Consider the following 13,227-nt stretch of genomic DNA (forward strand, 5'->3'; position numbering starts at 1 on the left):
GATGCGGACATGAAACAGCTGTTCCTCATCGTCTTTGGCATTCTCGTCGCCACATCTCCTACGCTGGCGCGCGAACGCTGCGACGTGCCCAAGCCTGGGCTGACCATCACCTACGGGTTCAGCATCGGCGGCAAGTACGACGCGCAGGAGCAGGAAATCTTCGACAAGATGGAACTGCGCAAGCGCGGCATCAACGCCCGTACTGCGACGCGAACCGAGGACGGCTGTATCGAAGCCTGGGTGCCCGATGGCAGCGGCGGCTTCGATACGCAGTATTTCGACGAGGATACGTTCGAGCTGAAACTCGACTAACCCTTCACCCCGCCCTCGGACAGGCCGCTCACCAGGTAGCGCTGGGCGAGCAGGAAGACGACGGTGATCGGCAGGCCGGAGAGAATGGCCGCCGCGGCGAAATCGCCCCAAAGATACTTGAACTCGTTGAGGTAGAGACGCGAGCCCACTGCCAGGGTGAGGTTGTCCTCGGACCGCAACAGCACCGAGGCAATCGGGTAGTCGTTGATGATGCCGATAAAGGCGAGAACAAAGACGACCGCGACCATCGGAACGGCGAGCGGCAGGAAGATGAACCGAAAGGTTTGCCACGGCGTGGCGCCATCGATCTGGGCGGCCTTGTCGAGGGCGGGATCGACCGAGTCGAAATAGCCCTTGATGGTCCAGATGTGCAGCGTCACGCCATACATGTAGACGAGGATCAGGGCCCAGTGGCTGTCGATGCCAAGGATCGGCGACACCGCGCCGAGGCCGTCGAAGATGGCGAACAGGGCCACCAGCGCCAGAGTGGTCGGAAACATCTGGATGATGAACATCACGTCGAGCAGCCAGCCGCGGCCGGCAAATTTCACGCGGGAGAAAGCGTAGGCGGAGATGGTCGAGATGACGACGACGCCGATCGCGGCTATGGCGCCGATCTTGATCGAATTGAACATCCACAGCAGCACGTTGTAGGGCGGCTGTACGACCGTGCCGTCGGCGCGGGTAAACGGCATGCCCAGTGCCAGCGACCAATGCTCGAGCGTGGGATTGTCGGGCAGCAGCGAGCCGGTGGTGAAATTGCCCTCGCGGAAGGAGATCGACACCACCACGAGGAACGGGAACATGATCAGGCCGATGAAGAGGATCAGGAAGCCGTGGGCCAGGATCTTCTTGATCAGCAGGTCGCGTGGACGCTCGACAATCATCATGCGGCTCCCTTGCTGGTGGCCCGTCGCATGGCGACGAAATTGGCGTAGGCGATGACGGTCACCACGAGGAAAATGATCAGCGTGATGGCGCCGGCGAGTCCGAACTGCTGGCCGGAATCCATGAAGCTGATGCGATAGGTGAACGACCCGAGGATATCGGTCTGCCCCGCCGGGATCACCGTGCCGGGCATGTCAGGCAGGCCGCGGGTCAGCAGCAGGATCAGGACGATATTGTTGAAGTTGAACGCAAAGGACGCGATCAGCAGCGGAAGGAAGGGCGGCAGGATCTGCGGCAGGGTGATGGTGAAGAACACCCGCAGCGGACCGGCGCCTTCGAGGGCAGCCGCCTTCTTGTGGTCCTCGGGCACCGACTGCAGGAACCCCATCGAGAGCAGCATCATGTACGGATAGCCAAGCCAGACATTGACTATGAGAATCATGACTTTGGCGAGCAGGGGATCGGTGTTCCAGGTGGGGGCGATACCGAAGACGAAGTCGAGGATGAGGTTGATCTCGCCGAAATTCTGGTTGAACAGCCCCTTGAAGACCAGGATCGAAATGAAGCCCGGCACCGAATAGGGCAGGATCAGTAGCAGCCGGTAGAGCGGCTTGAAGCGCAGATGCGGCCATTGCAGCACTGTCGCCAGCAGCAGCCCGAGGGCGAAGCCGAAGACCACCGACAGGGTGGCAAACACCATCGTCCAGACAAAGATCGAGAGCATCGGCGCACGGATGCCTTCGGAGGTGAAGATGCGCTCGAAATTCTGCCAGCCGATTTCGACGCGCCAACCTGGCGGCACGGTCTGCCCGGCCTCGTTGACGTAGAAGCCGCGGCTGCCGTCAGGCGTCAGCACCGAACCGTCGACAGTCGAGACCAGGCGGCCGTCGGACTGCAGTTCGTATTCAGGCTGCGTCTTGGCAAAGGTGCGCAGGCCGGACTGCTTGAGCACCGTGCCGTCCGGCAACGTGACCTCGATCTGGCTGAGCGCATCGCGCAGCGGCACAACCTCGCGCATGGCAAGGAGGGGTTCGGGGGTCGCTGCGACTGGTGCCACATCGACGATCGAAGACGTCCCGTCCAGTGCCACCGGAGCGCTGAGCAGACCGCCCTCCCCTTCGGGCAGGAAGACGCGATAGCCCGCTTCGTCGGGGACGAGGGCAAACGGGCGTTCGGTATCGGCATCGACAATGCGCGCGGCGAGATGCACGGCCTGGGCCCGCTCAAGCGACAGCAGGTTGAATGACGAGTAGTTCGTGAACCCGAGATAGATCGTATAGACGACCGGGAACGCGACAAAGAGCAGGATCGCGACGATGCCGGGAAAGATGAACCGCGTCGCATAGAAGTGCTTGAGGGAAAAAACCAGCGCGAACCCGACCGCAGAGGCAAAGACCAGGGCGGCGAGCAGCGGCTGACCGGTTATGTAGAGGATCCACACGGCGTAGAGCGCCAGAACGGTCAGCGCGGCGACGACAGCGCTGCCGATCCAGGCGAGACTGCTGCGCGGCATTTTCGACGGTGCGTCGGCAACCATGTCGACCATGGTCATTCCCCCTCTGCTCTGCGACGATGACGGTCGGGGCGTCTTTGCCCCGACCGTCATCAGCTTGCGAGATTACTCGCCGAGGATACGCTTGGCAGCATCGTCGAGTGCCGACTTCACATCCTGCGCACCGGTAGTGATATTGCCCAGCGCCGGGCCCATGGCCGACCAGAAGGCGCCCATTTCGGGGTTGGACGGCATCGGGATGCCGATCGCGGCATTGGCAAGCGTGGTCGCCACGTTGGGATCGGAAGACTGGGCCTCACCCACCGAGAGATCGGCCAGGGCGCCGAGGTTGCCGCCGGCGTTCCACTCGTTCAGGCCTTCGTCGGTCAGGATGTAGTTCTCGATCAGTTCGATCGCGAGATCCTTGTTGGGCGAGGCGGCATTGATGGCGAACGACGTCACGCCGACGAAGGGCTTGGAGGCCGCACCGGCGACGCTGGGAAGCGGGGCAACGCCAAAATTGATGCCCGAGCTCTTGAAGTTGGCCCAGGCCCACGGCCCGTTGATGACCATGGCGACCTCGCCCTTGTTCATGGCGCCATCCATGACGCCGTAGTCGACGCCGGCCGGCATCACGCCGCCATCGATCATGGACTTGAGCACTTCGCCGCCCTGGATCGAGCCGGCATTGTTCACGCCGGTGTCCTTGCCGTCGAAAGTGCCGTCCTTCTTCTGGAAGGCGTAGCCGCCATTGGCCATCATCATGGGGAAGGTGAAGTAGGTGTTGTTGTAGTCCCACATGATCTTGGCGACGCCGTCCTTCTTGACGGGCATGTCGGCGATTTCCTCGAAGGTCGCCGGCGGGGCATCCACCAGGTCCTTGTTGTAGATCAGGGCGATCGCCTCCACACCGACCGGGTAGCCCCAGGTCTTGCCGCCAAAGCTCACCGCATCCCAGGCGGTGTCGAGCACACCGGCCTTGAAATCAGCCCCTGGCTCGACCGGGGTGATCAGACCACCGGCGGCCCACTCGCCGAAGCGGTCATGAGCCCAGAGGACGATATCAGGACCATCGCCGGTGGCAGCTGCCTGCTGGAACTTGTCGGTCAGCGGGTCGACCACCTCAACGGTGACGGGGATACCCAGCTCGTCGGCGAACTTCTGCGTCACCTTCTTGAGCGAGTCTTCCTCGCGATTGGGGCCAACCCAGATGGTCAGCTGGTCCTTGTCGATGGCCCAGCTGAGCGAGGTGGAACCGAGCAGAACAGCCATGCCCAGCGCCAGGATCTTGATCGTTGTCTTCATCACTTGTCCTCCCAGACAATCTTGATGTAACCGCGCCGGATATCGGCGGGCAGGGTTTCAGACCACCTTCTCGTTTGCCGGGTGGTGACTGAACTTGACGTCGAGAGCACCGCTCCCCGCGGTCTCCTCGAAAAACGCGAAGCCGTTGGCCGCGAGACGAACGCTGTCTGCGCTGCGTTCGGCGCCTTCGGAGATCGGCAGCAACGCCGCCTCCCCTCTGAGGGCGATCTGTAGCGGATCGGCAGACAGGTTGAAGAGGCACACGTAGGTCGTGCCCGTTCCGGTCCGCCGGAAGGCCAGCAGCGGTTCATCGACCTTGAAGAACTCAATGCCGCCGGCCACAAACGCCGGGTGCTGCTTCCGAAAGGCGATCATCTTCCGGTAGAAGTGCAGCGTCGAGTTCGCATCGGCCTCCTGCGACGCAACGTTCAACGCCGAATGCGTTGCCTTCACCGGCAGCCATGGCTTGCCTGTGGAGAATCCGTTCGGCCCATCGCCCCGCTCCCAGGGCATGGGCGTGCGGCAGCCATCGCGCCCCTTGTACTCGGGCCAGAAGCGGATGCCGGGCGGATCGGTCAGTTCCTCGAAGTTGATCTCCGCCTCCGGCAGGCCAAGTTCCTCGCCCTGGTAAAGGCAGACCGACCCCCGGAACGACAGCAGCATCGCTGCCGCCTGACGCGCCAGCGCTGGAGCCGACTTGGAATGCGGCGTCCATCTGGTCATGTGCCGGATGACGTCATGATTGGAGAAGGCCCAGCACGGCCAGCCGTTCGGCGCACCCTCGAAGAAATCTGAGATCTTCGATCGGAAGTGCTCGGCCGAGAAATGCTTCTCCAGCATGTCGAACGTGTAGGCCATGTGCAGCTTGTCCGAGCCGGAGGTATATTCCTCCATCAGTTGCAGCCCGATATCGCTGTCGCCGATCTCGCCAACGGTGGTGGCGCCGGGGAACTCGTCCAGCAGTGACCGGATGCGTTTGAGAAAGGCGATGTTCTCCGGCTGGCTCTTGCCGAATTTGTGCACCTGCATGTCATAGGGATTGACCCAGAACGGCCGGTCCTTGGGCGTCCTGGACGGCGGGTTGTCGCGCAGTCTGGCGTCGTGGAAATAGTAGTTCACCGTGTCGAGGCGGAAGCCGTCGACACCACGTTCGAGCCAGAAGCGCATGACATCGAGCACGGCATCCTGCACCGCCGGGTTGTGGAAATTCAGGTCTGGCTGTTCGGCGAGGAAATTGTGGAAGTAGTACTGCCCGCGCGTCGGGTTCCATTCCCAGGCCCGGCCGCCGAAGATGGCAGGCCAGTTGTTGGGCGGCGAACCATCCGCCTTGGGATCGGCCCAGACATACCAGTCGGCCCGGGCATTGGTGCGCGAGATGCGGCTTTCCTGGAACCATGGATGCTTGTCTGACGTGTGCGAGAGCACCTGATCGATGATGACCTTCAGTCCAAGCGCATGGGCCCGGGCGATGAGATCGTCGAAATCCTCCAGGCTGCCGAACAGCCTGTCGACTTCCTTGTAGTCGGAAACGTCATAGCCCATGTCGGCCTGCGGCGACTGGAAGATCGGCGAAAGCCAGATGGCATCCACCCCAAGCGAGGCAACGTGATCGAGCCGGCGCAGGATACCGGGCAGATCGCCAATCCCGTCGCCATTGCTGTCCTGAAAGGAGCGCGGATAGACCTGATAGATCACACCGCCACGCCACCATTCCCGCATGCATTTCCTCCCAAAAAGCGCGCCGGTGCCCGATCACCATAGCGCCGAGACGGAAGTTGTCAAACCGGTTTAAGTCCACCAAGCCCCTATCCCGCAGCTTGCCAGTGCATGGTTGGCGTGTCATCTTCAAACCGGTTTAAATCGATCCTGCGGGGAGGCGTGGATTGACGACCCTTCGCGAACTCGCGCGCCATCTCGGCCTGTCGCCGGCCACCGTCAGCCGGGCCCTGAACGGTTATCCAGAGGTCGGTGACTCGACGCGCGCCCGCGTCATTGCCGCGTCCAAGCAGTTCAACTATGCGCCAAACCAGACGGCCAAACGTCTGGCGACTGGCAAGAGCGGCATGGTCGGCATTGTCTTCCGGTCTGCTCCGGGACACGGCATGGACCCGCATTTCGTCGATTTTCTTGCCTCGCTGTCGGAAGCGCTGGCCGATAGCAGTATCGATCTGGTGGTGCATATTTCCTCGCCAGTCGACCAGCTCAGCCACTATCGCCGTTTCATCAATGATGGACTAGTCGACGGCATGATCATCAGCGCCCCCGAGCCTGACGATGCGCGCATCGCCCTCATGCAGAGCCACGACGTCGCCTTTGTGGTGCACGGGCGCGGCGTCGACGATGCCACCTACGCCTACTACGACATCGACAATGACGGCGCCTTCGCTGCCGCGACCAGGCTGCTGGTGGAGCTCGGGCATCGCCGGGTCGCCCTGATCAACGGCCCGGAAAAGCTCGGCTTTTCCATGCAGCGAAGCGTGGCCTTCGAACGCGTCCTGGCCGAACGCGGGCTGGTCACGCCCGGCCGGTTCCGCAGCCATGATGAAATGAGCGAAGAAACGGCCTATGCCCGGGCCTCGGTGATGCTCGGCGAAGACGAGGCATCGCGGCCATCGGCCTTCGTCTGCTCGTCGACCCTGCAGGCGCTCGGAGTGATGCGGGCAGCAGCGGAATCGGGGCTCGTTATCGGCTCCGACATTTCCATCATCTCGCATGACGACGTGCTGCCGCATCTGCGCAGCGAGAATTTTGCGCCGGGCCTGACGGTGACGCGCGCGCCGATCCGCAACGCCGGCCCGGTGCTCGCCAGGATGATCATGGCGCGCATGAACAAGGTCCCGGCAGAACGCTTGCAGCGGATCGACAAGGTCGATCTGATCGTCCGGGCGTCGACCGGGTCGGTGCCGAAATGGGGAGGGGAAGCATGGCCGCAGTGAACCACATGGCGGATCCGGCGCAGCCGGTGCTGGAAATCCGCAATCTCGAGAAGCGCTTCGGCCTGGTCGAAGTGCTCAAGAGCATCAGCATCGACATGGCCGATGGCGACTTCCTGGTGCTTGTCGGGCCATCGGGTTGCGGCAAGTCCACGCTGCTCAACTGCATTGCCGGGCTTGAGGAAACCTCGGGCGGGCAAATCGTGATCAATGGCCGCGACGTGACGCAGGTGCCGCCACGTGATCGCGATATCGCCATGGTCTTTCAGAGCTACGCGCTCTACCCGACGATGACGGTCGCGGAAAACATCGGCTTCGGCATGAAGGTGCGGCGCGTCCCCAAGGCAGACCAGGACAAGAAGATCGGCGAAGTCGCCACGCTGCTGCAGATCGAGCACCTGCTCGATCGCAAGCCGGGCGCCCTGTCCGGTGGCCAGCGGCAGCGCGTCGCCATGGGACGGGCGCTGGTCCGCGAACCGGTGCTGTTCCTCTTTGACGAACCCCTCTCCAATCTCGACGCCAAACTGCGCGTGGAACTGCGCGGCGAAATCAAGCGCCTGCATGAGCGGCTGTCGGCGTCGATCGTCTATGTGACGCACGATCAGATCGAGGCGATGACGCTGGGCACGCGCATTGTCGTGCTGAACCAGGGAGTCATCCAGCAGATCGGCACGCCGGCGGAAATCTACGAGCAGCCGGCCAACGTCTTTGTCGCCGACTTCATGGGGTCACCGCCGATGAACCTGGTCCCGGCCATCGTGCAGGACGGCATGTTGATCTTCACCGGCGGCAGTCGGCTGGCGGCCCGCCCCGGCCTGCCCGACGGCGATGTCATCGTCGGCATCCGGCCCGAGCACTTCATGCCCGGCGGCACGGACGGCGATCTGTCGCTGACACCGGTGACCGTGGAGCATTCCGGATCGGACACCTTTGCGACCGTGGAACTGGGCGGGAAGCAGATTACCACGCGGCTGCCTGGCAAGATGAAAGTCGCCGCCGGTCAGACTATCGGCCTCTCCGTCGCCCCGGAGGACATCAGTTACTTCGATCCGGCGACAAGCCTGCGGATCGGCTGACCGTCAACGGCGGGACGCAGGACAGCACCCCGTCCCGCACCGCTGGCATGTGTGTCGTCAACCTGCGGATCAGCCCTGCTTGGCGTCGCGATGCGCTAGCCACGGCATCTGCGTCGCCAGCTTGCCCCCCGACACGTCGATCAGCGTACCGGTGATGTAACTGGCCTGGTCCGACGCGAGGAAGCACAGAAGATTGGCCACATCGCTGGTCTTGCCCCAACGGCGCAGGGTCAGGGTGTCGAGCAGCCTTTCCTGATCTTCCGGCGAGCGATTGGCAAAACCATTCATGTCGGTGGGAATCATGCCCGGCGCGTAGGCGTTGGCAGTGATCTCCCAAGGACCGAGTTCGCCCGCAATCACGCGCGTGAAGCTCTCGACGCCCGCCTTGGAGGCCGCATAGGCGGCCCCGCCGATGCTGGGAACGATGGCCGCAAAAGACGCGGCGTTGAGGATACGGCCAGAGCGCTGGCGCTTCATGACGGGGATCACCGCCTGGCACATCAGCATGGTGCCCTTCAGATTGACGTCGAAGTTCATGTCCCAGGTGTCCTCGGGCATGTCTTCGACGCGGGTACCGCTGGCAACGCCGGCATTGTTCACCAAGATATCGATGCGACCGAAAGTCTTGTCGACGACGTCGACGATGGCCTTGTTGTCAGCAGCGCTGCGCACGTCGCACTTGAGCTGCAGGCCCTGCCAGCCATTGGCCTGCCATTCGGCGCCGACGCTGTCGAGCAGCTCCTGGCGAATGTCGGTGATGACCACTGAAACGCCCTCGCGTGCCAGCGTGCGGGCGATTTCAAGTCCGATACCGCGACCGGCACCGGTGACGATGGCCACACGGCCGGAAAGATCGATAAGCATCAGGCAGACCTCAAAATGGGGCTGGAAAAAAATAGGGGTCGCTGGCTTAGGCAGCGAACCCGATGAACGGGTGGCGTCAGACGACGGCGCTCAGCAGCGGTTCACCGGCAAAATGCGCTTCCAGATTCTGCACCACGAGAGCGCCCATCTTGTTGCGGGTCTGGTGAGTGGCGCTGCCCTGATGGGGCGAGAGCACGACGTTGTCGAGGGCGAAGAAACCCTCTGGAACCTGCGGTTCCTTGTCGAAAACGTCGAGTGCCGCGCCGGCAAGCTTGCCGGTTTGCAGCATCTCCAGCATGGCAGGTTCATCCACGAGACTGCCGCGCGCCATATTGACGAGGTACCCATCCGGACCGAGAGCATCGAGCACCTGACGCGAGACGATGCCTTCGGTGGATTTGCCGCCGGGCGCAATGATCACCAGCCAGTCGCTGTCGCGCGCCATGTCGGTGAGGTCACTGTAATAGACATAGGGTTCGTCGCTCTGCCGGCTGCGGCCGTGATAGACGACACGCATCTTCATGGCCTGGCAGCGGATCGCGATTTCCTTGCCGATGCGGCCGAGCCCGAGAATGCCGACGGTCTTGCCGTTGAGCTCGCCCAGAAGCGGGAAACTGCCGGCGAGCCATTTGCCCTGGCGGACGAACTGATCCGTCTGCGGGATGCGCCGCGCCAGCGCCACCATCAGGCCGATGGTGATCTCGGCCATCGCGTCATTGAGCACATTGGGGGTGTTGGTCACCCGGATATTGCGGCTCCTGGCGGCCTTGGTGTCGATCGTGTCGTAGCCGACGCCAAAGTTGGCGATGATCTCAAGCTTGGGCAGCTTGTCCATCAGTTCGGCGCTGACCTGACCGCCGGCAATGGCGCGCACATTGGGCGCGACCCTGGCGATCAGTGCCTCCCGGTCGGCAGCCTCGTGCAGCTTGTGCACGGTGTAGCGCTCGGCCAGGGCCTTCTCGCAGGTGTCGAGGAGCGTGTGGGTCTGAATGATATCGATGGGCATGATGGCTCCTCCCTGGGCCGGACGTGATCTAGGACAGGGGTGGCATCAGATGCAACCCAGACATTCCGCCTACTTATGGCGCTGGACGGACCGCCGCAAATGTGTAGCATTGGCAATGGAGTGCGTCCGTAGCAAGCCTAGCAGGGGTGTGAGATCTCAGGGTCACCATTTGACGAAATGCACAACGCGGACGGCTCTGTCCGCGAGCCCTATCAGGTTCTCGATCAGTGGTTGCAGGAACAGCCCGCACAAGCACTGACGCTGATGGCCGCTGATGCCGAAGCCATCTTCCGCCGCCTGGGCATCACATTCGCGGTCTACGGCAGCAACGAGGGCAGCGAGAAGCTGATCCCGTTCGACGTCATCCCCCGGATCATCTCGGCAATTGAGTGGCGCAGGCTGTCCAAAGGGATCGAGCAGCGGGTCCGCGCGCTCAACGCCTTCCTCCACGACATCTATCACCGCCAGGAAATCCTGAAGGCGGGACGGGTGCCGGAGAAGCTGATCCTGCAGAATTCCGCCTTCGCACCGGAAATGATGGGGCTCGATCCGGCCCGCGGCATCTACTCGCACATTATCGGCGTGGATATCGTGCGCACCGGACCAAATGATTTCTACGTGCTGGAAGACAATCTGCGGACGCCGTCGGGCGTCTCGTACATGCTGGAAGATCGCGAGGCGATGCTGCAGCTGGCGCCGGAACTGTTCCAGCGCCTCAACATCGCGCCGGTCGAGAACTACCCCGAGAACCTGCGTCGGACGATGGAAAGCGTGGCACCGACCGGTGCCGGATCGTCGCCCAACCTCGTGGTGCTGACGCCGGGCATCTACAACTCCGCCTATTTCGAGCACTCCTTCCTCGCCGACCAGATGGGCGCAGAGCTCTGCGAAGGCCACGATCTGTTCGTCGAGGGCGGCAAGGTGTTCATGCGGACCACAACCGGCCCGCAGCGGGTGGACGTCATCTATCGCCGCATCGATGACGACTATCTCGACCCTCTGACCTTCCTGCCGGACTCCATGCTGGGTGTTCCCGGGCTGTTCGACGCCTACCGGGCCGGCAACGTCACCCTGATGAACGCCCCCGGTACGGGCATTGCCGACGACAAGGCCGTCTACACCTACGTTCCGGAGATCATCGAGTTCTATCTGGGCGAGAAGGCGCTGCTCAACAACGTTCCCACCTACAACTGCACCAATGATGACGAGCGCGCCTATGTGCTCGACCACATCGAGGAACTGGTGGTCAAGGAAGTGCACGGATCGGGCGGCTACGGCATGCTTGTCGGTCCCACCTCCACCAAGGCCATGCGGGAAGAATTCAAGAAGCGCATCATTGCCCGGCCGGACAATTACATCGTGCAGCCGACGCTGGCGCTCTCGACATGCCCGACCTTCGTCAAGAAGGGCATCGCGCCGCGGCATGTCGATCTGCGCCCCTATGTCCTGGTCGGCGATGAAATCCGCATCACCCCCGGCGGGTTGACGCGGGTCGCGCTCAAGAAGGGATCGCTGGTGGTGAACTCCTCGCAAGGCGGCGGGACCAAGGACACCTGGGTGCTGGAAGACTGAGATGCTTGGACGTACCGCACAAAACCTGTTCTGGCTGTCGCGCTATGTAGAGCGCGCGGACAACATCGCCCGGCTTTTCGAGGTCGGCTACCGCATGAGCCTGACATCGCGCCGTGAAGGCGGGGCGAGTGAACACCTCGTGTCGATGATGCAGGCAGCCGAGGTCGACGAACAGTTCGAGACGATCCACGAGGTCGCCGATGTCGCCTCCGTCAGCCACTTCATGCTGTTCGACGAAGCCAATCCGTCGTCGGTTCGCTCCTGCCTGCTGGCGGCCCGTACCAACGCGCGCTCGGTGCGGACAGCTCTGACCAGCGAAGTCTGGGAGACCATCAATTCGGCCTGGCTCGAGTTCTCGCAGATCCGCCCCCGCGATATTCATGGCAGTCGCCTGCAGGAACTGGTGGTTTGGGTCAAGAACGTCAGCCAGCAGTTCCGCGGCGCCATGCTCTCGACCATCCTGCGGGACGCGGGTTACGCGTTCTCGACCATTGGCGGCTACGTCGAACGCGCCGACAACACGGCCCGTATCCTCGACATGAAATACTATGTGCTGCTGCCCCGGGCGACGCAGGTCGGTGGCGATATCGACATCCAGCAGTGGACGCTCATCCTGCGCGCAGCGTCAGCCTATCGCAGCTACCGGCACATCTACCATGATCGCTTCCGCGCCAAGAACATTTCCGACTACCTGATCCTGCGCCCGGAAATGCCGAGATCGCTGGCGTTCTGCTTCTCGCACATCACCCGCACTCTCGAGATGCTGGAGAACATTTACGGCAAGCGTCTGGCCTGTCATGAAGCTGCGGCGGAGGTCGAGGCCATGCTGAAGGGCAACGACATGGACCGGATTTTCTCACATGGCCTGCACGAGTATCTAACCGAGTTCATCGCGCGAAATAGCCGCGTCACCGAAACGCTGAGCGAAAGCTATAATTTCTACTGATGAAGATAGCGATTTCACACCAGATCCGCATTGAGCTTGGGGAAGGCGCCGCGCGGGCGATCCAGCACCTGCTGCTGACGCCGCAGACGAGCAGTGTGCAGACGGTGCGCGAGTGGCAGGTCGAGGTCGAAGGGCTCGATGACCCCTCCGGTTTTGTTGACGCCTTCGGTAACCGGGCGCATCTGGCAAGCCAGACCAATCCGGACGCGGAGCTGTTCATCTCGGTGCAAGGCATCGTCGAAACCCATGATCGCAGTGGCGTGGTCGGCCGGATCGCGGGCGAACCCGTCCCTGCCCTGTTTCGTCGCATGACTCCGGCGGCGAGGGCGATCGGCGCCGTGACCTCGAGATTTCGGACGGCCTCGATTGCCGGCAAGGATCGCATTCCGCTCCTGCACGACCTGATGGCCCGCGTCGGCGAGGTTCTGGCTCCCGAGGCGCCGTCAGAAATCCAGGGTCAAAGCCAGAGCCAGGGCGGCCAAAGCCAGAGCCAGAGCCAGGCGCAGGCGCAGGACGCTCCCGAACCACCGACGGCCGCGGACTTTACCCACGCCTTCGTTGGTGCGGTGCGTTCGCTCGGCATTCCGGCACGCTACGTCAGTGGCTATCTGGCATCTGACGATGGTGACAGTGAGGGTTTTCACGCCTGGGCCGAGGCCTGGGACGACGGTCTGGGCTGGATCGGTTTCGACGCGATGCTCAACATCTGCCCGGAGGAACGACACGTCCGGGTTGCTGCCGCGCTCGACGCGGTCTCGGCCATTCCGGTGCGTTCCGTGCCGGTGCTGGGCGAACCCAAGGTGGTCGGCCTGAGCATCGACATCAACCAGTAG

General features: G+C 62.7%; 12 protein-coding genes. 6 read left to right on the forward strand and 6 right to left on the reverse strand.

The window, feature by feature from the left end; genetic code table 11:
• Nucleotides 1–9 precede the first annotated feature (9 nt).
• Nucleotides 10–312 carry a hypothetical protein gene (locus AC0L4C_RS00190; protein WP_473401488.1) on the forward strand — a complete coding sequence of 101 codons (303 nt, stop codon included), beginning with the start codon at nt 10–12 and terminating at the stop codon, nt 310–312.
• Here AC0L4C_RS00190 and malG read toward each other — a convergent pair.
• From malG to AC0L4C_RS00210, 4 genes are all read right to left on the reverse strand, one after another.
• The gene (gene malG, locus AC0L4C_RS00195) at nt 309–1,202 is read right to left on the reverse strand and encodes a maltose ABC transporter permease MalG (RefSeq protein WP_473401489.1); all 894 of its coding nucleotides are present in this window, start codon (nt 1,200–1,202) and stop codon (nt 309–311) included. The genes AC0L4C_RS00190 and malG overlap by 4 nt on opposite strands.
• Nucleotides 1,199–2,752: a maltose ABC transporter permease MalF gene (gene malF, locus AC0L4C_RS00200; RefSeq protein ID WP_473401490.1), complete on the reverse strand. Its 1,554-nt coding sequence runs from the start codon at nt 2,750–2,752 to the stop codon at nt 1,199–1,201. Before malF ends, malG begins: the two co-directional genes overlap by 4 nt.
• A 66-nt stretch (nt 2,753–2,818) precedes the next feature.
• Nucleotides 2,819–3,997, reverse strand: coding sequence for a maltose/maltodextrin ABC transporter substrate-binding protein MalE (gene malE / locus AC0L4C_RS00205; RefSeq protein ID WP_473401491.1), 1,179 nt, complete (start codon nt 3,995–3,997; stop codon nt 2,819–2,821).
• Between the two features lie 57 nt (nt 3,998–4,054).
• On the reverse strand, nt 4,055–5,716 hold the full coding sequence (locus tag AC0L4C_RS00210; RefSeq protein WP_473401492.1) for an alpha-amylase family glycosyl hydrolase: 1,662 nt from the start codon (nt 5,714–5,716) through the stop codon (nt 4,055–4,057).
• A gap of 164 nt (nt 5,717–5,880) precedes the next feature.
• Between AC0L4C_RS00210 and AC0L4C_RS00215 the strand changes: the two genes are divergently transcribed.
• Both AC0L4C_RS00215 and AC0L4C_RS00220 read left to right on the forward strand, forming a co-directional pair.
• The gene (locus AC0L4C_RS00215; protein WP_473401493.1) at nt 5,881–6,933 is read left to right on the forward strand and encodes a substrate-binding domain-containing protein; all 1,053 of its coding nucleotides are present in this window, start codon (nt 5,881–5,883) and stop codon (nt 6,931–6,933) included.
• Nucleotides 6,921–8,006 (forward strand): ABC transporter ATP-binding protein, encoded by a 1,086-nt coding sequence (locus tag AC0L4C_RS00220; protein ID WP_473401494.1) that lies wholly within the window; start codon nt 6,921–6,923, stop codon nt 8,004–8,006. The genes AC0L4C_RS00215 and AC0L4C_RS00220 overlap by 13 nt, the downstream gene beginning before the upstream one ends.
• A 69-nt stretch (nt 8,007–8,075) precedes the next feature.
• Here the strand turns inward: AC0L4C_RS00220 and AC0L4C_RS00225 are convergent, their stop codons facing one another.
• Nucleotides 8,076–8,870: an SDR family NAD(P)-dependent oxidoreductase gene (locus AC0L4C_RS00225; RefSeq protein WP_473401496.1), complete on the reverse strand. Its 795-nt coding sequence runs from the start codon at nt 8,868–8,870 to the stop codon at nt 8,076–8,078.
• A 76-nt stretch (nt 8,871–8,946) separates the two neighbouring features.
• Nucleotides 8,947–9,876 carry a 2-hydroxyacid dehydrogenase gene (locus AC0L4C_RS00230; protein WP_473401497.1) on the reverse strand — a complete coding sequence of 310 codons (930 nt, stop codon included), beginning with the start codon at nt 9,874–9,876 and terminating at the stop codon, nt 8,947–8,949.
• A gap of 177 nt (nt 9,877–10,053) precedes the next feature.
• Here AC0L4C_RS00230 and AC0L4C_RS00235 point away from each other — a divergent pair, with 177 nt between their 5' ends.
• From AC0L4C_RS00235 to AC0L4C_RS00245, 3 genes are read left to right on the forward strand one after another with little or no spacing between them, the layout of a single operon-like run.
• Nucleotides 10,054–11,448, forward strand: coding sequence for a circularly permuted type 2 ATP-grasp protein (locus AC0L4C_RS00235; RefSeq protein WP_473401498.1), 1,395 nt, complete (start codon nt 10,054–10,056; stop codon nt 11,446–11,448).
• 1 nt (nt 11,449) lies between these two features.
• On the forward strand, nt 11,450–12,394 hold the full coding sequence (locus AC0L4C_RS00240) for an alpha-E domain-containing protein (RefSeq protein WP_473401499.1): 945 nt from the start codon (nt 11,450–11,452) through the stop codon (nt 12,392–12,394).
• Entirely contained in the window at nt 12,394–13,227 is an 834-nt protein-coding gene (locus AC0L4C_RS00245; RefSeq protein ID WP_473401500.1) for a transglutaminase family protein, read from the forward strand. Before AC0L4C_RS00240 ends, AC0L4C_RS00245 begins: the two co-directional genes overlap by 1 nt.

It is taken from the genome of Devosia sp. J20-27, assembly GCF_055808595.1.

Coding starts and splice junctions, on each gene's coding strand:
- AC0L4C_RS00210 (WP_473401492.1), bottom strand. CDS start 5,716: ATGCGGGAATGGTGGCGTGGCGGTGTGATCTATCAGGTCTATCCGCGC.
- malG (WP_473401489.1), bottom strand. CDS start 1,202: ATGATGATTGTCGAGCGTCCACGCGACCTGCTGATCAAGAAGATCCTG.
- AC0L4C_RS00220 (WP_473401494.1), top strand. CDS start 6,921: ATGGCCGCAGTGAACCACATGGCGGATCCGGCGCAGCCGGTGCTGGAA.
- malE (WP_473401491.1), bottom strand. CDS start 3,997: ATGAAGACAACGATCAAGATCCTGGCGCTGGGCATGGCTGTTCTGCTC.
- AC0L4C_RS00230 (WP_473401497.1), bottom strand. CDS start 9,876: ATGCCCATCGATATCATTCAGACCCACACGCTCCTCGACACCTGCGAG.
- malF (WP_473401490.1), bottom strand. CDS start 2,752: ATGACCATGGTCGACATGGTTGCCGACGCACCGTCGAAAATGCCGCGC.
- AC0L4C_RS00240 (WP_473401499.1), top strand. CDS start 11,450: ATGCTTGGACGTACCGCACAAAACCTGTTCTGGCTGTCGCGCTATGTA.
- AC0L4C_RS00225 (WP_473401496.1), bottom strand. CDS start 8,870: ATGCTTATCGATCTTTCCGGCCGTGTGGCCATCGTCACCGGTGCCGGT.
- AC0L4C_RS00235 (WP_473401498.1), top strand. CDS start 10,054: ATGCACAACGCGGACGGCTCTGTCCGCGAGCCCTATCAGGTTCTCGAT.
- AC0L4C_RS00245 (WP_473401500.1), top strand. CDS start 12,394: ATGAAGATAGCGATTTCACACCAGATCCGCATTGAGCTTGGGGAAGGC.
- AC0L4C_RS00190 (WP_473401488.1), top strand. CDS start 10: ATGAAACAGCTGTTCCTCATCGTCTTTGGCATTCTCGTCGCCACATCT.